This is a genomic window from Nocardioides sp. LS1 (genome assembly GCF_003865225.1).
GTDB lineage: Bacteria > Actinomycetota > Actinomycetes > Propionibacteriales > Nocardioidaceae > Nocardioides > Nocardioides ginsengisegetis.
In genome coordinates this window covers 1,700,043-1,719,729 of the sequence record NZ_BIFF01000002.1, presented here as the reverse complement: position 1 = coordinate 1,719,729, position 19,687 = coordinate 1,700,043, and the positions used below count along the sequence as shown (strand labels likewise).

Genomic DNA, 19,687 nt, shown 5'->3' with positions numbered 1-19,687 from the left:
GGACGGAGGGAAGGGGCGCGGGCTACTGGGCCTGGCGCGGCTGCGGGACGACGCCGAGGATGTCGTCGATCTGACCCTCGGACAGGTGGTCGTCGGACTCGGACGCAGCGATGATCAGGTTGGTGGTGAGCTCCACCTCGCCGAGAAGGTCGGCGTCCTCAAGGGTGACGTCGAACTGGTCGTGCACCTGGACTCCTCGTGACAAGACAACATTGACTCCCCGTGTGACAAGCCTGCCCGAGCGCCACAACCGCCAAACGCTCTGAACCAAATCTGACCCGTGTGGGTGGTGCCACACCACCCGTCCGGGCCACTCCGCGGGCGGCCGCTGCACAAACGGAACGAGGCCCCACCCCCGAAGGGGTGAGGCCTCGTCACACGAAGACGTCGGACAGGTGCTGCCCGGTCCTCAGGTTCGCGAGATCAGATCGCGCGAACGTTCTCCGCCTGGGGGCCCTTCGGACCCTGGGTGACGTCGAACTCAACCTTCTGGTTCTCATCCAGGGACTTGTAGCCCTGCGTCTGGATGGCCGAGTAGTGCACGAAGACGTCGTCGCCGCCGTCCTCCTGCGCAATGAAGCCGAAACCCTTCTCGGCGTTGAACCACTTAACGGTGCCCTGAGCCATGTGCTCTGTACTCCTATATCGGTGCGATGAGGCCGTCACTTCGACGGCCCCGCATCAGATGCGGTGACACGTCGCTCCGACATGTGGATTTGGAGCCACAAAAACGAAACGCCGTTGGATCACAAACTCCGCGGGCGTCAGACCTGCTGGAACTTGCACCTGTTGCTGGCGTCGACACTAGCAAGGTATGGGCGAGGTTCACGCTTCCGGGACACACTTTCTTCGCCGGAGGCATGAAGGTTCTGCTACGCACGCGTGACAGGCGCGCTAACGACGGCGATCCTCCGGGGGCACGGTCAGCGCGCCAGCTGCTCCCAGGAACGGCCGAACCACCGTTGCACCCGCTCCGCCCCGAACGCCGCCTTGTCGGCGGCCAGCTGGGCCGTCGGCCCTTCCAGCGAGCCCACCGGCATCTCCCCCGGCCGGAAGACCACCTCCACCCGCGCCACCTCGTCGTGGCCGAGCTCGAGGTAGCAGATCCCGCGCCCGTCGTACGTCGCTCCGGCGCCGTCGGAGCGCATCCGTGCGGCGATCGCGTCCGCCACCACCGCCGCCTGGCCCTCGGCGAAGACGCCCGCCTTGGGCGTCCCGACACTGGTCACGTCGCCCACGGCGTAGACGTCGGGGAAGCGGGTCTCGAGCGTGAACGGGTCCACGGGCACCCAGCCGTCCTGGGTCAGCCCGGCCTCGACGACGACCGCCGGCGCCCGGTGCACGGGGACGGCGAGGAGCAGGTCGAACGGCAGCTCGCCGCCGTCGGTGAGGACCGCGACCTTCCGCGCCGGGTCGATGCCGCGCACCAGCGTCTCGGGGTGCCAGGCGATCCCGCGCTCCGCGAACGCCGTGAGGATCGCCCGCGAGGCCTGGGGCGACGGCGGGATCGGCGCCGGCAGCGGCATCACCAGCGACACCTGCGAGCGGTCGAGCAGGCCGCGTCGCTCGAGCAGGTCGTGCACGAGGAAGGCCGTCTCGCTGGGCGCCGGGGGGCACTTGAACGGGGTGGACGTCACGGCCACCACGACGCGGCCGCCCTCGAAGCGCTCCAGGACCTCGCGGACCGCGAACGCGCCCTCCACCGTGTAGAACTCGTGGCCGCCCTCGACCAGGCCGGGCGTCGCCTCGGGATGCAGGTCCGCGCCCAGCGCGATCACCAGCACGTCGGCCTCGAGCACCTCGTCGTCGGTCACCACCCGGCGCGCCACCGGGTCGATCGCGCGCACGGTCGCCCGCGCGAAGCGGACCCCGGGCCGGACCACGTCGGCATAGCGGTGCACGACGTGCTCGGCGCTGGTCCGGCCGAACATCACGTCGAGCTTGCTGAAGCCGAAGACGAACGCGTCGGCCCGGTCGACCAGGACCAGGTCGAGGGCGTCACCGAACTCCGCGGACAGGCGGCTGGCGATCTCGAGGCCCCCGAAGCCCGCACCCAGGACGACGATGCGCATCCCTGCACGCTAGCGATCCGGGGCACCCCTGGCGCCCCGAATCCTGGGGACGGGTCAGTGCTGGCGCTTGGCGTGCTTCCCGTGCTTGGCGTGCCCGGCCTTGTGCTCGGGCTTGGCCTCGTGCTTGGAGCTGTGCTTCGACTCGTGCTTCGACTCGTGCTTCGAGCCGTGCTTGGTGTGGCCGTAGGCGTGGCCGTGCCCGTGGCCGCCGCCCAGGGCGCCGTCGAGCGCCCCCGTGGCGCCGTCGACCACCTGCACGGCTGGTCCGGTGACCGGCGAGCTGGCGCCACCGGTCGCCTGGTCGACGCCGTCGGCGACGATCACGACCGGAGGGTGGATGATCCCGGTGATCGGCCCGGCCGTGTGGCCGTTGCCGGGCACGGGCGAGGTCGGCGGTGACGGGTGACCTCCGGGCGCGTGGCCGCCCGTGGCCGGACTGCTGCCCACGAAGTGCGCCCCGTGACCGCTCGCGGTCCCGGCCGAGGGCGTGGACGTCGCGGGAGCCGAGGGGGTGGCGGGGGTGCTGGCCGGTCCGGGCGCAGGGGCCGGGGTGTGCGGGTGCGGGAGGCGCTCGAGGACGGTGCCGTGGAGCGGCCCGGACGCGACCGGGACCTCGCGGACGAGGTCGGTCAGCTGCCGGCCCGCCTGCGTCACGAGCTGCGGCTGCAGGGCCAGCACGGTCAGGAAGGAGGCGGCACCGAAGAGGACCCCGCCGTAGGCGAGGCGCTGCTGGCGCGTCGGCTTCGGCCGGTACGACGGCACGCGGACACGCGTCACCACGATCGCCCCTCCCCAGGTCGCTCCGAGTCCTGCAGGGACCCTATGACCGGGGACCCCGGCCGACATCCTCCTTTCGGTCGTCCGGGCGTCCCCAATCGGGGGGTGACCGGACCAGACAGGCCCCCGCTCCGTCGTGGAGCGGGGGCCTGCTGGTGTGGTTGACCTGCTGGTCAGCCCTGCTGCGAGATCCGGTCGGTGGGTGTGGGGCCGACCGGGTCGTGGGCGAGGAGGTAGGTGCGGAGCGAGTCGATGTCGAGCCCGCCGACGAGCTTGTTCGCGCCCTCCTTGAAGGTGGTGAAGTTGTCACCGCCGTCGGACATGAAGTTGTTCGCGACGACCCGGTAGGTCGTCCCGTCCACGATGGGCACCATCGGCGTCGCGGCGTCACCGTCGTCGTCGACGAGCACGTCGCCGACGAGGGCGTTGGTGTCGGGGAGGGCGGCGTCCGACTTGTCCCAGGTGTAGGTCAGGCCCGAGACCTGCATGATCTTGTTGGCCGTCTCGTTGGGACCGTTCCACTGCTGGTTGAGCACGGCCTTGATCTGCGCCCCGGTCAGGTCCATCGAGACCACGAAGTTGTTGAACGGCTGCACGGAGAAGGCGGAGCTGTAGGTGACGTCGCCGGCGTCGTTCTCCACGAGGTCCGCACGGATGCCGCCGGGGTTCATCAGGGCGATGACGGGTGCCTTGCCGTTGGACACGACCGAGCCGTCCGCCTTCTGGGCGTCCGCGATCAGGTTGCCGAGGGGCGAGTCGCCGCCGTTGGCGTCGGGGGTCTTGACGATCGAGGTGCCGGGCTCGATGTGGCCGATGACCTCGTTGGCGATCGGGGCGACGAGCGTCTTGTAGGTGTCGATGAGCTTGAGGAGGTCGGCCGACGGGGTCACCGAGTCACCGTTGTCGACGATCATGTTCCGGGCGTACGCCGCCGGCCGTACGACGTCGTGCGTCGCGGGGTCGATCAGCAGGTGCAGCTTGGTGACCATCCGGCCGAACGACGCCGCGCTCGTGAGCAGGCGCGGGTTGCCCGCGGGGTCCTGGACGACGCAGTTGTAGGGCTGGTGCGTGTGGCCCGAGACGACCGCGTCGATGGCGGGGCTGAGGTTCTGGGCGATCTCGAGAGCCGGCCCGACCGGACCGGTGCAGTCGTTGTAGGCCGTGGCGTCGGTGGGCGTCAGGCCCTCGTGCAGGAGCACGATGATCGACTCGACACCCTTCTCCTCCAGCATCGGGACCAGGGCATTGGCGGTCTCGACCTCGTCGGTGAAGGTGAGGCCCTGGATGCCGGCCTGGCTGACGATCGCGGGGGTTCCCTCGAGCGTCATGCCGATGAAGGCGACCTTCTGCCCGTCGACGTCGAAGATCTTGGTGGCCGGGAAGACGGTGTCACGCTTGTGCGCGGACGGGTCGCTCCACTTGACGTTGGCGCCGAGGTACTGGAAGTCCGCTCCGTCGAAGCCCTGGTCCGCCGGGCAGGAGTTCTGGCCGTTGGCGCCGTCGGGGCCGTCGGCGAGGCAGCCGCCGTTCTGCATGCGGCGCAGCTCGCGCCATCCCTCGTCGAACTCGTGGTTGCCGACCGACGCGACCTGCAGGCCGATCTTGTTCATCGCCTTGATGGTCGGCTCGTCGTGGAAGGCCGCCGAGAGCAGCGGCGAGGCACCGATGAGGTCGCCGGCGGCCACGGTCAGCGGGACGGCACCCGCGGCGCGCGAGCTCTTCCTCTCCTGACGGACCAGCTGGGCGAGATAGGCCACCCCACCCGCGGGGGTGTTGTTGATGCGTCCGCTCGAGCTGGTCGACGGCACGGTCTCGAGGTTCCCGTGGAAGTCGTTGAGAGCCAGGAGGTCGAGCTTGACGTAGTCCTTCGCCCCCGACTTCTCCAGGTGGGAGTAGACGCTGCGCGCGTCCGGGTGCGACTGACGGGTGGCCGCTTCGCTCGATCCGGCGATGGCACCGAACCCGAGAGACAGCGACGTGAGCGCGACGACCGAGAGCGCGCTGACACGGCGACCGTTGAGATGCATGTGGAGCTCCTTCCGAGATGGATGCCGGGACCGTATCCCGGCCGACCCCTCCCAGCGCCACAAGAACCCGCGGAGCACGCCACGAACCCCGGACACCGTCCGCAGACGCCGCCTTCGGTCGTCAGGGACCCTGTGTTGCCGCGGGCGTGCTCCCGAACGGCACGAACGCGGCGGTGGCGATGATGTGCTGGAGCTCGGCCAGCTGGTCCGCCGACACCCCGGGAAGGTGCTCGGCGTCCAGCACCACGCGGGAGCCATCGACATCCACGATCCAGAGGTCGTGCACCCACGCTTCGGCCCGCGGGACGTCCCGCTGGTACAGCACCCCGAGGTCCGCGGAGCGCCAGACATTGAGCTCGGCGAGCGAGCAGCCATCCCACACCTGCGCCGCCGGCTGCGACAGGCGGACTCGCAACCCCGGGTAGCCGTCCAGGGTGATCAGCCGGGCGTCACCCAACCGCAGGTCGGGCACCCGCCGGAGTGCCGTCAGGAGGTCCTGAGCGGTGGTTCCCGCGCTGACCCAGTGGTCCGGACCGCGGCAGGCGTTGGTGTTCACGGCGTCGACGGTCCAGAAGGCGAGCTGCCGGTGGGCCCGGCCACTGGCACTCGACTCCGGCCCGTCACCAAGGGCGTCGTACAGCCAGCCATCCGTGCTGAAGCCCGGAGGAACGGTGACAACGACGCGCGGGAACCAGGTCGGTGCCCCCGAGAAGTCGGCGACGTACGAGCCGGGCGCGATGAAGTCGTAGGAACCGAGGTCGCTGAGCCGCCCGGGCAGATCGAGGTGCTTGGTGACCTCCCCCTGACCGGACGACAGGTCCATCCGGGGCACGCCGACGGCGAGCAGACCCACGACGAGCGTCCCGACGACCGCGGCGAGGCGCCGCCGACGACGTAGCCGCGTCGCGGACGCGGCGTACCGTGCCGGGTCGGGCACCGGGGGCACCACCCCGGCACCGACCTCGCGCAGCGCGCCACGCACCCTGTCCTCGACGGTCACCTCGACCTCTTCTCCGAGTGCTCCACCGCGTGGGCGGGATCGTCCAGCAACGTCGCGAGCCGGCGGTGGGCGGCGTTGGCGTGACTCTTGACGGTGCCGACGGCCATGTCGAGCACCTCGGCGGTCTCGGCCTCGGAGAGGTCCTCGTAGTAGCGAAGCACGATGACCGCCCGCTGCCGCGGAGGGAGCTGGAGGACCGCGCGCCACATGGCGTCGCGCTCGGTCACCCGTTGCTCGTGTCCGGGCACCCCGCGATCGCCGAGAGTGGCCACGACGCTCTCGGTCGACGACCTGCGCCGCCACCACGAGAGGGTCTGGTTGGCGACGATCCGCTTCGCGTAGGCACCGGGCTGGCTCATCGACTGGATCCGCCGCCAGCGCAGGAACACCTTGACCAGGGCGGTCTGGACGATGTCCTCGGCGCGCTGGTAGTCCCCCGTCATGAGGTACGCCGTGCGGAACAGGGAGGCGTGCTGGGCGCGGACGAACTCCGCGAACTCCTCCTGCTCCGCAAGGTGCATGGCACCTCCTGCTCCCGCACGCTCACTGCACCATGCTTTCCGTGGCCCCGGCAACCCGATCTGCCTGACTCCCTCAACGCCGCGAACCGGCCGGATGGTTCAGTCCGGCCGGCCGCTGGTTTCCCTGGGCTCAGGTGAGCGAGGTCCGGCGTCGCAGCGACATGGCCACGATGGCTCCGCCGACGACCACGGCACCGGTCGCTGCGCCGAGCCCCGCGTCCTCGTAGTGGAAGGAGGACGGTCCCGGTCGGGTGTCGTGGACGACCGTGACCGGCGTCCAGCGCCCACCCGGGACACCACTGGAGATCTGCTCCGGGTCGTACGACGGGCCGGCGGACGGTTGGTCGGCGATGGCCGCGGGGCAGCCGAGCAGAAGGATCAGGGCAGCGGCTCCCGTCCCTGCGGCGACACTGCCGAACCTGCGGGTGATGGATGCGTTCATCGGACTGCCTTCCTGTGGGGTGTGTGACTTCCTCAACGCCCTCACGGCACTGTCAGGTTCAGCGCGTGGCCGAACCTCCTGGGTTCTGCGGCTGCGTCTGCGTCCACGGCCGCGACGGTCCGGTCGCGGCGATCTGCGAAGATACGGCCGCGCGGACGGCTGCACCGGCGTCCCCGGGCCTCTAGCTCAATTGGCAGAGCAGGAGACTTTTAATCTCTTGGTTGTGGGTTCGAGTCCCACGGGGCCCACCCACCACACCCGCCACAAGCGCCACGGGCCCCCACGCGGGTGTCCAGACATGACCGATCACACACGTAACGCGGGCCTCCGGGCGTAGTTTTTCAGGCATGGGAAACGCGAGCTCGGGCGCGGCGGGCGAGTCGGCCTTCGACCTCTTCGATCGCTGGCTGGCGCACCGCGAGGGTCGCGCCGAGGAGGACAACGACATCGAGCCGCCCATCGAGATCGTGGATGACCCGCTGTTCGACGAGTCCTTCGTCCCCTCCCACCACGAGGAGCTCGCGCTCGAGCCCGACATCGTCCCCATCCTGGCGCTCCCGCCGGAGCCCGAACCGCAGCCCGAGCCGGAGGATCCCGGCCGCGCGGTGTTCGACCTCTTCAACAGCGCACCGGTGACCAGCGCCCCGGTGGCCGAGGAGTCCCGAGGGGCGGTGGCCGCGGAACCGCTGCCCCAGGCCGCCGCCCCGGAGGCCGCACCCGAGCCCCCGGCTGCACGTGAGCCGGAGCCGGAGCACGACGTGATCCCCGGCGTGGTCGAGTTCGCGCCCCGCACCGGCACCCGCCGCCTCGTCGCCCTGCTGCTGCTCGTCTGCGTCGCGGCCACGGCCGTCGCCGGGTACGTCGCCTACCTCGACCGCACCACTCCCGCCATCGGCATCGCCGCCGCCCTGGCGCTGCTGACCATGGTGGTCTGGGGCGTGCGGGCGGGTGCCGCGACGGCCCACCTGACGGTGCGGGGCGGCCAGCTCGAGATCGTCCGCGGCGGCGGCCGCAACGTCTTCGACCTCGCCAGCCACTACACCCCGATCGACGTCATCGGGGAGCCCGGCGACCGCAACTGGCGGGTGCTGTTCCACCGCCGCAGCATGTCGCCGTTCGTCGTCGACGCCTCGATGGTCGACCCGGCCGAGTTCACCCGGGTCCTGCGCCACTACCGCCCGACGCGCGACTGACCCGTCAGCTCGTGGCGATCCAGTAGCGCCGCTTGCCGTTGCGGCTGTCCTCGTAGACGCCGCCGTTGGCCTCGATGGTGCCGCGCGACCCGTCGTTGTCCTCGTCGCAGGTCACCAGCGCCCGCTCCAGGCCGAGCCCCTTGGCCTCGATCAGCGCCAGGGCGAGCGCCCGGGAGGCGTGTCCCTCGCGTCGCCGCGACGGGCGGATCGAGTAGCCGATGTGGCCCCCCTCCTCGAGCAGCCAGTCGTTCAGCTCGTGCCGCAGCGCGAGGAAGCCGATGACCTCGGCGTCCGAACCGTCACCGTCGGTGATCCAGAAGAAGGAGCAGCGCACCCAGTCCTCGCGGATCGGGTGGCTCGCGGCGCCCAGCAGCCAGGCGACGTACGCCGCGCAGCCGGCCTCGTCGTACGTCGGCGCGGGGTCACCCAGGCCGGAGCCGTGCGGGTAGGCCTCGCCGAACTCCTGCATCGAGGCCGCCCACGAGGCGTGCCAGCGGACGTCGGGCGTCACGAGCGCGGTCATGGGTCCATTCCACCAGCGCCGGGACCCGGCGGCCCACCCGTTTTCGGGTCGGCTCAGCCCACGTGGACGCCGCGCTCGCCGGCGTCGGTGAGGCGGGCCTCCTCGGCGGCACGCGCCTCGAGCTCGGCTCGGCGGGTCGTCTCGAGCAGCTCGCGGGCGGCGTCGTAGGCGCCCGGGTCGGAGACCAGGTCGGCGGCGCCACGCTTGAGCCGCGCCAGCGCGCTGCGCGCGAAGATCTGCTGCTCGGTGGTGGTCCGCTCGGAGCGGCCCCGGCCCAGGAACGAGACGAACCAGTGCAGGACCGCGGTGACGCGGTTCTTGAAGCCGGTGATGTAGACGAGGTGCACGGCCAGCCACATCAACCAGGCGATGACGCCCGTGAGGCGGAGCTTGCCGACCATGGCGACCGCCCGGAAGCGGCTGATGATCGCCATCGAGCCCTTGTCGAAGTACTTGAACGCCGGCTGCGAGGGCTTGCCCTTGATCCGGTGGTCGATCTCCTTGGCGGCGTACTTGGCGCCCTGGATCGCGACCTGCGCGACGCCCGGGAGGTTGTCGAGCGAGATCATGTCGCCGACCACGAACACCTCGGGGTGGCCCGGGAGCGTGAGGTCGGGGTTGACGCTGATCCGCCCGGCGCGGTCGAGCGGGGCGCCGGTCTGCTCGGACAGGGTCTTGCCGAGCGGGCTCGCCTGCACGCCGGCGGCCCAGATCTTGGTGACGGTGTTGATCCGCTCGACACGGCCGTCCTTGAACTTCATCTCGATGCCGCGCTCGTCGACGTCGGTCACCATCGCGCCGAGGATGACCTCGACGCCGAGCTTCTCGAGCTCCTGCTGCGTCTTGGCGCCGAGCTTGGCGCCGAAGGGCGGGAGCACCTGCGGGGCGGCGTCGACGAGGACGACGCGCGCGTGCTTGGTGTTGATCCGGCGGAAGTCGCGGCGCAGGGTGCGGTGCGCGAGCTCGGCGATCTGACCGGCCATCTCCACGCCGGTGGGGCCTGCGCCGACGACCACGAAGGTCAGCAAGTGGTCGACGTCGTCGCCGCGGGTCGCGCCGAGCTCGGCCATCTCGAAGGCGCCGAAGATCCGGCCACGCAGCTCGAGGGCGTCGTCGATCGACTTCATGCCGGGGGCGAACTCGGCGAACTGGTCGTTGCCGAAGTAGGACTGGCCGGCGCCGGCCGCCACGATCAGCGAGTCGTAGCCGACGACCGTCTCGCGGCCCAGGACCTGCGAGGTGACGGTGCGGGCCTCGAGGTCGATGTCGGTGACCTCGCCGAGCAGGACGCGGGCGTTCTTCTGGGTGCTGAGCACCTCGCGGGTCGGGGGCGCGATCTCGCCCTCGGAGAGGATGCCGGTGGCAACCTGGTAGAGCAGCGGCTGGAAGAGGTGGTGGGTCGTCTTGGCCACCATCGTCACGTCGACGTCGGCCCGGCGCAGCGCCTTGGTCCCGAACAGGCCACCGAACCCGGAGCCGATCACGACGACCTGGTGACGCTCCTGGGATCCGTTCTCCGGCTGGGTGACGGCCATGTCGAACCTTCCTGCATCGAGGAGGTCGACCCGTCAGGGCCGACCCGTGTGTGGTGCCCATTGTTCCGCCGCGCGCCGCCGGTTGACCAATCAGGTGTCCGGCCGCCACGTTCCCACACCCACAGGGGCCTCCGGGACCGGTGGTGCGGGGGTTGTCCAGACAGACGACAACTTCACTTTCCCGGGGTTTCATTCCCGGATGTCATGGGTAGACGACCGGAGAATGTCGACACCTTCACACACCGGTCCGGAGAAACACTGTGCCGCTCAACCGGCCCGCCCTGTCCTTGGGCTCGGGACCCCGTGGCGTGCAGAACGCACGCCGCTGGGTGGTTGACGCCTGCGCCGACATGGGCCGCGACGAGCTGACCGAGTGCGCCGAGCTGGGGGTCTCTGAGCTCGTCACCAACGCCCTGCTCCACGCCGAGGCACCCATCCAGGTGCGCGTCCGCGGCACCCGTGAGCACCCCCGGGTCGAGGTGCGCGACGGCTCGACCGAGCCCCCTGTCCTGCCGACCGAGGGCATCGACGGCGACGACGACCTCCTCCTGACCTTCGGCCGCGGCCTGGGCATCGTGGCCCGCTGCGCCACGGCCTGGGGCGCCGACATCGACGACGACGGCAAGGTCGTCTGGTTCACCCCCGCGCCCGAGCCCGGCGAGACGATGGTCGACGGGGTCATCACCGGCCGCATGGAGGGCCCCGACGACGACGAGGCCCGCCCCGACGACGTGACGGTGGCGATCGCCGACGTCCCGCTCCGCGACTACCAGCAGTTCCAGCGCCACTACCGCGAGCTGCGCCGCGAGGTCCGCCTGCTGGCGCTCGCGCACGAGGCGGACTACCCGCTCGCCAAGAACCTCTCCGACCTCTTCGGCACCCTCGAGCACGACCTCCGCGAGGGCATGGGGTCCGACCAGATCGAGCTGGCGCTCGGCGCCGGCGACGAGGTCACCGACATCGAGGTGCGGGTGCACCCCGGCACCGTCGAGCAGATCGCCCGGCTGATCGAGCTGCTCGACCTCGCCGACGCCTTCTGCCGCGCGGAGCGTCTCCTCTCGCTCGCGCGCACCCCCGAGCAGCAGCAGTTCCAGGGCTGGTTCCTCGGCGAGTTCGTCCGGCAGGCCGCCGGCGAGCAGCCGGTCGCGTGGCACGATGCCGCCGTGACCAGCCGACGCAGCAGCGTGTCGTGACCCCACCGCCTCCCCCGCGACTCCTCGTCGCGGCGGCGCTGGGCGGCGCCCTCGGCGCGGTCGCCCGCTGGGCGCTCGGGGAGGCCTTCCCCGACAGCGCCGGCTTCCCCTGGACCGTCTTCGCCATCAACGTCGCCGGCTCCGCCGCCCTCGCCCTGCTCCCCGCTCTCCCCCCCGTACGTCGCTCCCGCGAGCTGGCCGTCTTCCTCGGTCCCGGCGTGCTCGGCGGCTTCACGACCCTCTCGGCCGCCTCGGAGCAGACGCGGGCGCTCCTGGCCGCCGGTGACACGCTCCTGGCGGGCAGCTACCTGTTCGGCACCCTCGCCGCCTGCCTCGTGGCCGTCGCCCTGGTCTCGCACCTCGCCACGCCCGCCGAGCAGGCGGAGTTCGAGGCCGAGGAGGGCAACGAGTGACCGCGCTCCTCGTCGCGCTGGGCGCGGCCGTCGGCGCCCCGCTGCGCCTCCTGCTCGCGCACACCGTCGACGGCCGCCTCCACCGCGGGACGCTGGCCGCGAACGTCGCCGGCTCGTTCCTGCTCGGACTGTTCAGCGCGCTCGGCCTGTCGGGCCACGCGATGGCGCTGCTCGGCACGGGCTTCTGCGGCGGCTTCACCACCTACAGCTCGTTCGCCGTCCAGGCGCACGCCGGCGGCCGGCGCGCGGGATCGACGTACGTCGTCGCGACGCTGGGGCTCTCGCTGGCCGCCTGCGCGCTCGGCTTCGCGCTCGGGTCACTGGTGGACCGTTGGGTCAGACAGGCGTAAGTGTCTTGTCTGCACCCCGGCGCTGCCGGGTCACTGCCGAGCTGAGCGAGTCACGTTTCGGCGATGACCTGGCTGAGAGTTGCAGGGCCCGGTGGCCCGGAACGTGCAGATCGGCCATAGGGCTATGCGCCACGGGCCCCTTTGTGATCCCCGGAGCGCCTCAGTGAGCGACCGACCGTCACGTCCCGGACCGGAGTGCTGAATCCGTGGGCTGACGGAAGGAGCACTCACCATGGAGGCTACGCCCACTTTCGCCGGGATCGACTGGTCCTGGCAGCACCACGCACTGTGCATCGTCAACGTCGAGGGACAGCGGATCGACGAGGTCACGGTCCCGCATTCCAGGCCAGGCCTGGGCAAGATCACCACCCTCCTCAAGCGTCACGGCGTGACCCAGGTTGGGATCGAACGTGGCGACGGACCGCTGGTCGACCACCTGATCCGCGACGGGTTCCAGGTCGTAGTGATCTCAGCGCGGCAGGTGAAGTCGCTGCGGGCCCGCTACGGCAGCGCCGGGAACAAGGACGACCGGTTCGACGCCTTCGTGCTGGCCGACGCGCTGCGCACGGACGCCGGCCGCTGGGCTGTCGTCCAACCAGACTCCGATGAGACGGTCGCGCTGCGGATGCTGGTCCGGGCCCGCCAGGACCTGATCGGGCACCGGATCGCGGTCCACAACCAGCTCCTCGCGGTGCTGCAGCACAACTTCCCCGGCGCGATCGGCCTGTTCAGCCAGCTCGACATCGGCATCAGCTTGGCGTTCCTACGGCGCTTCCCGTCCGAAGCGAAGGCTGCCTGGCTGTCCGAGATCCGACTCGCCCACTGGCTCAAGGCCAACAGCTACTTCGGCCGCAAGCCACCAGCCGAGTTGATCGAGCACTTGCATGACGCAGCGACTGGACGTATCAGCGGTGCCGCTGCAGAGGCCGGCGAACTCATCGTGCTGACCCTGGTCGACGTCCTCACGAAACTCCGCGAGGACCAGTCAGCACTCGAGGCCCGGATCAAGGAAGCCCTCCTCGCCCACGCCGACGGCCCGATCTTCCAGTCCCTGCCCCGCGCAGGGGTTGTCCGCGCGGCCACCCTGCTCGCCGAGATCGGCGACTGTCGCGCCAGGTTCCCCGACCCCGCAGCACTCGCCGCGGCAGCCGGCGTCGCACCCTCGACCCGACAGTCCGGCAAACACCTCAACGTCGCCTACCGCCGCGGCTGCAACAAACAACTCCGCCACGCGCTCATCGACTGGGCCCAAGACACCCCACGCGCCAACGCCTGGGCCCACGACACCTACTACCGAGCCCGCGACCGCGGCTGCCGCCACCCACACGCAGCCCGGATCCTGGCCCAAGCCTGGACCAGGATCCTGTGGCGTTGCTGGCAAGACCACCAGCCCTACAACCCCGACCTACACGGCCGACTCAACAACCTCCCTCAGGAGGCTGCTTGACATAGGGCTCTCAGCCGTAGCCCAGCTCGTGCAGCCGGTCGTCGTCGATGCCGAAGTGGTGGGCCACCTCGTGCACGACGGTGATGCGGACCTCCTCGACGAGCTCCGCACGGGACCCGCACAGGTCGAGCAGCGGGTTGCGGAAGATGAAGATCCGGTCCGGCAGGTCCATCGTCGGGTCGCCCCAGCGGTCGGTGAGCGCGATCCCGTCGTAGAGGCCCAGCAGGTCGTCGGGCTCGTCCTCCGGCGGTTCGTCCTCGACGAGCACGACCACGTTGTGCACCAGCGAGGCGATCTCGGTCGGGATGCCGTCGAGGGCCTCGTCGACGAGGGCGTCGAAGGCCTTGGGGTCGAGCTCGAGGGGCATGCCCTCATTGTGTCGGGAAATGACAAACGCTCCGGATCTCGGTGAGATCCGGAGCGTTCGCTGTGGCGACCCCGACGGGACTCGAACCCGCGGCCTCCGCCGTGACAGGGCGGCGCGCTAACCAACTGCGCTACGGGGCCAGGATTGGTGGTGCTGTTGCTTCACTTGGTGAAGCGGGTGGAACTCTAACCCATCGTTGCTGCTGTCTCCCAATCGGGACCCAGCAGGCCGATGACCGCACCCCCAACGGGATTCGAACCCGTGCTACCGCCGTGAAAGGGCGACGTCCTAGGCCGCTAGACGATGGGGGCTGGGACTGCCCGGACAGCATAGGGGCGCGCCTCCGCGGCCTCCAAAATCACTCGTTCACCCCATTTTCGTGGGGCCGACGACCTCGGGTATGGTTGCTCCTCGCTTGGGCAGGTAGCTCAGTTGGTACGAGCGATCGCCTGAAAAGTGATAGGTCGGCGGTTCGACCCCGCCCCTGCCCACAAGCACCGAAGGCCGCGATCCCCCTGGGGTCGCGGCCTTCGTCATTTCCCCTACGGCACGGCGAGGTTCAACTGGGCCAGCACGTCGCTGAGCACGTCGCCCTCCGAGCCGGAGCTCTCCACGGCCCAGCCGTCCGCGGTCTGGGTCCCGCAGCCCACGAGGGTGGAGCCGCGCAGGCAGCCGACGTTGAGCACCTTCACCGACGACACGCGTACGACGGCGGGCAGCCGCCGGGCCTGCTCCACGACCAGCGGGGTGACCAGGGCCAGGGCGCGGTCGGGGGTGGACGCGTCACCGGACCGGTTCACGACACCGCTCGCGTCGTACTCGAGCACGACGGTGACCGCCGACCGGGTGAGGTGGACGGTGGTGCGGTCGCCGAGCTCGAGCGGCTTGACCTCGGCGCTGCCGGGCTCGCGCACAACGAGCGAGCTGACCACGGGCCGGAAGTCGGCACCCGCCCCCATGCGCCGGGGCACGGAGAGGTCGAGCTGCGACCGGGCCGTGGGGAAGGTGACGGTCTCGACGAAGTGCATCCGTCCGGCGTCGCCGATCGAGACCTCCATCTCGGTGCCGACGGCGTTGACGTCGGTGCCGGGGTCGGACGCGCTCACCGGAGTCTCCTCGGTGGCGACCTGGTAGACCTGCCAGCCACCCAGCACCAGGAGCACGGTGAGGGTCGCGAGGATGGGGACCATCCAGACGCCTGGACTGCTTCGCCCGACGGCGCGACGCCGCCCGGCGTGGCTCCCACGCCGCTGGCGTCTGACCTGGGGGGCGCGACTCCCCCCTCCCGAGGACGCGCTGTCGGAACGCATTGGCCCGAAGCCTTCCCTCCCACCCCGCGTGACGAAGTATACGGTGACAACCTGTCAAATCGGCTCGTACAGTGGCCTAGGCCACTGGCGCCGACGGGGGACACCGGGTGGCTGCGCCGTCACCACGAGCACGGCCGTCGACACTCGGACCGCGAACCGGCTCCCTGTCCTGGTTCTCATCACTCGGCCGTCCTCCGGAGTCCCGTCCATGTCGTCCTCCATGTCCCAGACCCGTCCACGCCTCCTCCCCACGTCCGTGCTCCTCGCCGCGATCCTCGCGCTGCTCACCACCTTCCTCACCGGCTCCCCCGCCTCCGCCAAGGTGCCCCCGGCCCTCTACCTGCTCCAGGGCGTCCCCGGCGCCAGCGTCGACATCACCATCGACGGCAAGGCCGTGCAGTCCGGCGTCGCGGCGAAGGACGTCATCGGGCCCGTCGACGTCTCGCCGGGCGACCACACGGTCGTGTTCAAGACCGCGGACTGGGAGGTCTCCAGCTCCGTCAGCGTGGCCGGCAGCCAGGACGTGGTCGTGCACTGGCCGGCCGACGCGGGCAAGCAGCCGGTCGTCACGGTCTTCGACAACGACGTGGCCCCGGTCCCCAGCGACAAGGGCCGCCTGATGGTGGCGCACACCGCCGTGGTGCCCCCGGCCGACATCACCGCCGGCGGCAAGACGCTGTTCACCAACATCGCCAACGGCGAGTTCGTCAGCGCCGAGGTCCCGGCCACGACGTACAGCGTGGCCGTCGTCCCGACCGGTGGCGGCAAGCCGCTGCTCGGCCCGGTCGACCTCGCGATCAAGGCGGGCGCCCTGACCCGGGTCTTCGCCATCGGCGCCCCGCGCGACGGCAGCATGGACGCGATCGTCCAGGTCCTGCCGCTGGAGACCACCAGCGCCACCGGCACCCCGTCGACGGTCGACACCGGATCGGCCGGCTTCGTCCGCCCGGACGGGTCCGTCGACACCGCACGCCTGGTCTTCTGGACACGCATGCTGTCGCTGTTCGGCTGGCTCCGCGGGTGGTCCGTGTAGTGAGGGTGCGCCGCACCCTCGCTCCGGGCGTCGTCACGCTCACCGCCCTCGCCGCGCTGCTCACCGGATGCAGCGCGACGGGGGCGGGTGGCGCCCCCGCCGCCGAGGATGCCCCCACCCCTGCCGCGACCTCGGCCGCCCCGGCGCGGCCCGCGGCGGTCGCGCAGGCCGCCGGGAGCCAGGTCCGTCCGGAGGTGCCTCGCCGGGTGACGCTGCCCAGCGGCCGCACGCTGCCCGTCGACCCGGCCGGCACCCGCGCGGACGGCAGCCTCGCGGTCCCGGACGACATCCAGCGCGCCGGGTGGTGGACCGGCGGCTCCCGGCTCGGCGACCCCTACGGCAGCATCGTGCTGGCCGCCCACGTCGACTCCTTCACCCAGGGCGTGGGGCCCGCCGTCGAGCTGCTCAGCGCGCGGCCCGGCGCCCGGATCCACCTGGTGGGGAAGCGACTGTCCCAGTGGTACCGCGTCACGTCGGTCCGGCTGGTGCCGCAGGCCGACCTCAGCCGTCAGTCCGTGGTCTTCTCCGGGGCCGGGGACCGGCGCCTGGTCCTGGTCACCTGCGGAGGCGTGTACGACGCCTCGCGCGGCGGCTACCAGGACAACGTCGTGGTCGTGGCGAGGCCGGAGTAGACCGGAGCCGTCCGCTTCGGGATCTTCCCCCGAAGTGGGTGTCGTGGAAATACCCTCGAGGAGCGCACGATGGGCCAGGGAGGGGGCCGCATGATCACGGGGGACGAGCAGCTTGCTGCGCTGGGCCAGGCCGTGATCACGACCGACCCGCTCGGGGTCGTCGTCGCATGGAACCCCGCCGCGGAGCAGCTCTACGGCTGGACCGCCGAGGAGGCCATCGGCCAGAACATCGCCGACCTCTGCGTGCCCGACGTGGCCCAGGAGACGGCGGCCGACATCATGGCGGCGCTGCGCGACGGCACGTCGTGGTCGGGCGGCTTCCCCGTGCGCCGCAAGGACGGCAGCATGTTCCCGGCCCTGGTGACCGACGCCGGCATCTACCGCGACGGCGAGGTGGTCGGGGTCGTCGGCGTCTCCACCAACCTCGGCACCGCCCTGCGCCCGCTGCTGGAGCGCTCGACCGACGCGGCCCTCGTGCTCCGCTCGGACGCCGTGATCACCTACGCGAGCCCCGCCGTCGGGCAGCTGTTCGGGTGGGACCAGGACACCCTGGTGGGCAGCTCGGTCGTGCCACTGCTGCACGCCGAGGACCGGCCGGCGCTCGCCCGGCTGCTCGGCAACGTCGTGACCCACCCCGGTGCGCACCCGGCGGTCGACGTACGCGTGATGGCCTTCGACGACTGGCGCTGGGCCGAGGCGGCGCTCACCAACCTGCTGGACGACCCCTTCGTGCGCGGGGTGGTCTGCAACCTGCGCGCCAGCCCGGCCCGGGCGGCCCAGGAGCAGGCCGAGACCCGGGCCGAGCAGCTCGAGACCGCCCTGCGCTCGCGGCTGGCCATCGAACAGGCCAAGGGGTACGTCGCCGCCCAGCTCGGCATCGACCCGGAGGCGGCGTACCCGCTCCTGCGCGGCTACGCGCGGTCGCACCACCTGGCCCTGCGCGAGGTGTGCCGCCGCGTCGTGGCGGGTGAGCTCACCCTCGACCCGTGACCCCCGACCAGCCCGGATATCACCCGTTCGGGTCATTGGTCGCCACCGGACGCCATTGCTAGTGTCCGACGCACGTTGCCGGTTCCCCTCATCACGGGAGCCCACCACCCCAGACACTGGTGGCTCAACACCACTGTCTGGACGGTATTTGATGCTTCCCCAGCAACGACCTTCCCGGACTGCCCTGCGGTCCCGCCTCGACCACGCGGCCGTCACGCTGCTGCGCCTCGTCGCGGACCGACGGTCCTGGAACCTCGAGGCAGCGGCGCGCGACCTGCGCGCCCACGTCGACGACGATGCGGCCCTGCACCTGCTGCGGGCCCGGATCTCGCTGGCGATGCTGGAACGTCCGACTCCCACCGACCAGCGCGCGCTGGCCACCTTGGACCGCGCGTTCCGACCGACCTGGTCCGCCCTGCAGCTCGCGGCGGCCGGACCTCGAGGAGTGAACTGATGACGGCAACCGAACCCATGTCCAGCCCGCTCGTCGAGCAGGCCAAGGGCGTGCTGATGCTCCGCTACGGACACGGCTCCTACGAGTCGCTGGCGACCCTCACGCAGTGGTCGCACGAGGCGGGCGTCACGCTCCAGGCCCTGTGCCGGGCCATGGTCAGCGGCATCTGCCAGGGCCGGGTCGGCCCAGAGGACCGGCACGTCGTGCGGTGGCTGGAGCAGCGGCTGCGCGGGGAGCTGCCGGGCCCGGTCGCGCCGCCCGTGCCGGCGCCGCGGAGCGACGGCGAGGTCGGCCGGAGCAGCCGTCGGTCGGCGCCCGACATCACGATGGTCAAGCGCTGGCGCTACGCCTCCGCCGTGCACGCGGCGCGGGCGCTCGAGACTGGGGTATAGGGGGGAACCCCGCGGGGGAAACAAACGGGGGGACGAAATCGGGGGATGAAAGCGGGGGGTAGGAGCAGTGCCGCAGGTCGGTCAAGGACCTGCGGTGCTGCCTCCCTTGCCATGCCCCCCCGGCTCGTGAGGCTTCAGGCCTCGCCGCGCACCTGACGGGCGGCGAGCCAGGCGTCGAAGCGCCCTGCCGAGGTTCGGAGGTAGTCACGGACCCGGGTCTCGAGCTCGGCGACCTCGTCGCGGAGCCCGAAGAGCTGGTAGTCGGCCAGGCGCTCCGGCGAGCACTCGTGCTGGGAGTCACCGGCCCGGTCGACGGAGGCGCCGCAGTCGGGACAGGGCAGGTAGCGGGAGTGGAACATCGGGGGACCTCGCTTCTCGGTGCTGTCGTGAGCATTCCCAGACGGCACACGGCCCAAACGGTCCATTGCTGCCCGCAGGAGCACAGGTCTAGCGTCGACCAGGGCGGGCAGGTGTCAGAGCGGAGGCTCACATGACAGACAACGCAGACCTCGCACGCAGCATCTACGAGGCGTGGAACCAGCGCGACTTCGACCTCATGGCCGACTCCGTGGCACCCGACGGCACCCTCACCGTCGTCGGCACCGGCGACACCTTCACCGGCCAGGAGGGTTCGCGGCAGTACAACCAGATGTGGGCGAACGCCTTCCCCGACGGCACCATCACCATCGACCGGCTGATCTCCTCGGGCGACCAGGTCGTCGTGGAGTTCACCGGACGCGGCACGCACACCGGCACCCTGGTCACGAGCATGGGCGAGATCCCTGCGACCGGGCGCAGCGTCACGCTGCACCTGTGTGACATCGCCGAGTTCAAGGACGGGAAGGTCCGGACCCAGCGGACCTACTTCGACACCGGATCGCTCATGTCCCAGCTCGGGCTCGGGGTCGGGCAGGCCGCCGCATCGACGCAGCAGTAGCGCACCACCACCACTCCCGAACCAGACACGACACCGACACCTGTCACCGCCCGCACCCTGTCCCACCCGTCGTACCCGA

24 protein-coding genes and 4 tRNA genes are annotated in these 19,687 nt (G+C 71.0%); 13 read left to right on the top strand and 15 right to left on the bottom strand.

Annotation, left to right across the window (positions count from 1 at the left end; genetic code table 11):
• Positions 1-22: 22 nt before the first annotated feature.
• From EJF31_RS21895 to EJF31_RS12910, 8 genes are all read right to left on the bottom strand, one after another.
• Positions 23-187: a hypothetical protein gene (locus tag EJF31_RS21895; protein ID WP_182535807.1), complete on the bottom strand. Its 165-nt coding sequence runs from the start codon at positions 185-187 to the stop codon at positions 23-25.
• A gap of 236 nt (positions 188-423) precedes the next feature.
• Positions 424-627 carry a cold-shock protein gene (locus EJF31_RS12940; protein WP_122818838.1) on the bottom strand — a complete coding sequence of 68 codons (204 nt, stop codon included), beginning with the start codon at positions 625-627 and terminating at the stop codon, positions 424-426.
• Between the two features lie 296 nt (positions 628-923).
• Positions 924-2,072 carry an NAD(P)/FAD-dependent oxidoreductase gene (locus EJF31_RS12935; protein ID WP_125037418.1) on the bottom strand — a complete coding sequence of 383 codons (1,149 nt, stop codon included), beginning with the start codon at positions 2,070-2,072 and terminating at the stop codon, positions 924-926.
• A gap of 54 nt (positions 2,073-2,126) precedes the next feature.
• Positions 2,127-2,849, bottom strand: coding sequence for a hypothetical protein (locus EJF31_RS12930; protein WP_125037417.1), 723 nt, complete (start codon positions 2,847-2,849; stop codon positions 2,127-2,129).
• A gap of 173 nt (positions 2,850-3,022) precedes the next feature.
• Positions 3,023-4,876, bottom strand: coding sequence for a bifunctional UDP-sugar hydrolase/5'-nucleotidase (locus tag EJF31_RS12925; protein WP_125037416.1), 1,854 nt, complete (start codon positions 4,874-4,876; stop codon positions 3,023-3,025).
• 121 nt (positions 4,877-4,997) lie between these two features.
• Positions 4,998-5,876 carry a hypothetical protein gene (locus tag EJF31_RS12920; protein WP_125037415.1) on the bottom strand — a complete coding sequence of 293 codons (879 nt, stop codon included), beginning with the start codon at positions 5,874-5,876 and terminating at the stop codon, positions 4,998-5,000.
• Positions 5,873-6,397 carry a SigE family RNA polymerase sigma factor gene (locus tag EJF31_RS12915; protein WP_125037414.1) on the bottom strand — a complete coding sequence of 175 codons (525 nt, stop codon included), beginning with the start codon at positions 6,395-6,397 and terminating at the stop codon, positions 5,873-5,875. Before EJF31_RS12915 ends, EJF31_RS12920 begins: the two co-directional genes overlap by 4 nt.
• Before the next feature lie 130 nt (positions 6,398-6,527).
• Positions 6,528-6,839 (bottom strand): hypothetical protein, encoded by a 312-nt coding sequence (locus EJF31_RS12910; protein ID WP_125037413.1) that lies wholly within the window; start codon positions 6,837-6,839, stop codon positions 6,528-6,530.
• A 175-nt stretch (positions 6,840-7,014) separates the two neighbouring features.
• Here EJF31_RS12910 and EJF31_RS12905 point away from each other — a divergent pair.
• Positions 7,015-7,087, top strand: a tRNA-Lys gene (locus EJF31_RS12905).
• 99 nt (positions 7,088-7,186) lie between these two features.
• A complete protein-coding gene (locus tag EJF31_RS12900; RefSeq protein WP_125037412.1) occupies positions 7,187-8,032 on the top strand; it encodes a hypothetical protein in 846 nt (281 codons plus the stop codon).
• A gap of 4 nt (positions 8,033-8,036) precedes the next feature.
• On the opposite strand, the gene EJF31_RS12895 is transcribed toward EJF31_RS12900, so the two are convergent.
• The gene (locus tag EJF31_RS12895; protein WP_185736240.1) at positions 8,037-8,555 is read right to left on the bottom strand and encodes a GNAT family N-acetyltransferase; all 519 of its coding nucleotides are present in this window, start codon (positions 8,553-8,555) and stop codon (positions 8,037-8,039) included.
• Between the two features lie 53 nt (positions 8,556-8,608).
• On the bottom strand, positions 8,609-10,090 hold the full coding sequence (locus EJF31_RS12890; protein WP_125037411.1) for an NAD(P)/FAD-dependent oxidoreductase: 1,482 nt from the start codon (positions 10,088-10,090) through the stop codon (positions 8,609-8,611).
• A gap of 308 nt (positions 10,091-10,398) precedes the next feature.
• Between EJF31_RS12890 and EJF31_RS12885 the strand changes: the two genes are divergently transcribed.
• The 4 genes from EJF31_RS12885 (at position 10,399) to EJF31_RS12870 (ending at position 13,493) form a co-directional block, all read left to right on the top strand.
• The gene (locus tag EJF31_RS12885; RefSeq protein WP_260430815.1) at positions 10,399-11,283 is read left to right on the top strand and encodes an ATP-binding protein; all 885 of its coding nucleotides are present in this window, start codon (positions 10,399-10,401) and stop codon (positions 11,281-11,283) included.
• Positions 11,280-11,696: a CrcB family protein gene (locus tag EJF31_RS12880; RefSeq protein WP_185736239.1), complete on the top strand. Its 417-nt coding sequence runs from the start codon at positions 11,280-11,282 to the stop codon at positions 11,694-11,696. The genes EJF31_RS12885 and EJF31_RS12880 overlap by 4 nt, the downstream gene beginning before the upstream one ends.
• Entirely contained in the window at positions 11,693-12,046 is a 354-nt protein-coding gene (locus EJF31_RS12875) for a CrcB family protein (RefSeq protein ID WP_125037408.1), read from the top strand. Before EJF31_RS12880 ends, EJF31_RS12875 begins: the two co-directional genes overlap by 4 nt.
• Positions 12,047-12,278: 232 nt before the next feature.
• Positions 12,279-13,493, top strand: a complete 1,215-nt coding sequence (locus EJF31_RS12870; protein WP_125037407.1) for an IS110 family transposase — start codon at positions 12,279-12,281, stop codon at positions 13,491-13,493.
• Between the two features lie 10 nt (positions 13,494-13,503).
• On the opposite strand, the gene EJF31_RS12865 is transcribed toward EJF31_RS12870, so the two are convergent.
• The 3 genes from EJF31_RS12865 to EJF31_RS12855 all read right to left on the bottom strand — a co-directional run bounded on the left by EJF31_RS12865 (position 13,504) and on the right by EJF31_RS12855 (position 14,171).
• Positions 13,504-13,860, bottom strand: a complete 357-nt coding sequence (locus tag EJF31_RS12865; RefSeq protein WP_125037406.1) for a metallopeptidase family protein — start codon at positions 13,858-13,860, stop codon at positions 13,504-13,506.
• Positions 13,861-13,923: 63 nt separating this feature from the next.
• Positions 13,924-14,000 (bottom strand) — tRNA-Asp (locus EJF31_RS12860).
• 98 nt (positions 14,001-14,098) lie between these two features.
• Positions 14,099-14,171, bottom strand: a tRNA-Glu gene (locus EJF31_RS12855).
• Positions 14,172-14,277: 106 nt separating this feature from the next.
• Here EJF31_RS12855 and EJF31_RS12850 point away from each other — a divergent pair.
• Positions 14,278-14,351, top strand: a tRNA-Phe gene (locus EJF31_RS12850).
• Between the two features lie 51 nt (positions 14,352-14,402).
• Here the strand turns inward: EJF31_RS12850 and EJF31_RS12845 are convergent.
• Positions 14,403-15,050, bottom strand: a complete 648-nt coding sequence (locus EJF31_RS12845; RefSeq protein ID WP_125037405.1) for a hypothetical protein — start codon at positions 15,048-15,050, stop codon at positions 14,403-14,405.
• Between the two features lie 340 nt (positions 15,051-15,390).
• Between EJF31_RS12845 and EJF31_RS12840 the strand changes: the two genes are divergently transcribed.
• The 5 genes from EJF31_RS12840 (at position 15,391) to EJF31_RS12820 (ending at position 18,671) form a co-directional block, all read left to right on the top strand.
• Positions 15,391-16,203 carry a DUF4397 domain-containing protein gene (locus EJF31_RS12840; RefSeq protein WP_185736238.1) on the top strand — a complete coding sequence of 271 codons (813 nt, stop codon included), beginning with the start codon at positions 15,391-15,393 and terminating at the stop codon, positions 16,201-16,203.
• 5 nt (positions 16,204-16,208) lie between these two features.
• Positions 16,209-16,835 (top strand): class F sortase, encoded by a 627-nt coding sequence (locus tag EJF31_RS12835; protein WP_260430814.1) that lies wholly within the window; start codon positions 16,209-16,211, stop codon positions 16,833-16,835.
• Between the two features lie 90 nt (positions 16,836-16,925).
• Positions 16,926-17,825 (top strand): PAS domain S-box protein, encoded by a 900-nt coding sequence (locus tag EJF31_RS12830; protein ID WP_185736237.1) that lies wholly within the window; start codon positions 16,926-16,928, stop codon positions 17,823-17,825.
• 151 nt (positions 17,826-17,976) lie between these two features.
• Complete coding sequence (locus EJF31_RS12825) at positions 17,977-18,279, top strand: hypothetical protein (RefSeq protein ID WP_125037402.1); 303 nt, start codon at positions 17,977-17,979, stop codon at positions 18,277-18,279.
• Complete coding sequence (locus tag EJF31_RS12820) at positions 18,279-18,671, top strand: ANTAR domain-containing protein (RefSeq protein WP_125037401.1); 393 nt, start codon at positions 18,279-18,281, stop codon at positions 18,669-18,671. The genes EJF31_RS12825 and EJF31_RS12820 overlap by 1 nt, the downstream gene beginning before the upstream one ends.
• 134 nt (positions 18,672-18,805) lie before the next feature.
• Here the strand turns inward: EJF31_RS12820 and EJF31_RS12815 are convergent, their stop codons facing one another.
• Positions 18,806-19,030 carry a hypothetical protein gene (locus tag EJF31_RS12815; protein ID WP_125037400.1) on the bottom strand — a complete coding sequence of 75 codons (225 nt, stop codon included), beginning with the start codon at positions 19,028-19,030 and terminating at the stop codon, positions 18,806-18,808.
• A gap of 131 nt (positions 19,031-19,161) precedes the next feature.
• Here EJF31_RS12815 and EJF31_RS12810 point away from each other — a divergent pair, with 131 nt between their 5' ends.
• A complete protein-coding gene (locus tag EJF31_RS12810) occupies positions 19,162-19,608 on the top strand; it encodes an ester cyclase (RefSeq protein WP_125037399.1) in 447 nt (148 codons plus the stop codon).
• The last annotated feature ends 79 nt before the right edge of the window (positions 19,609-19,687 follow it).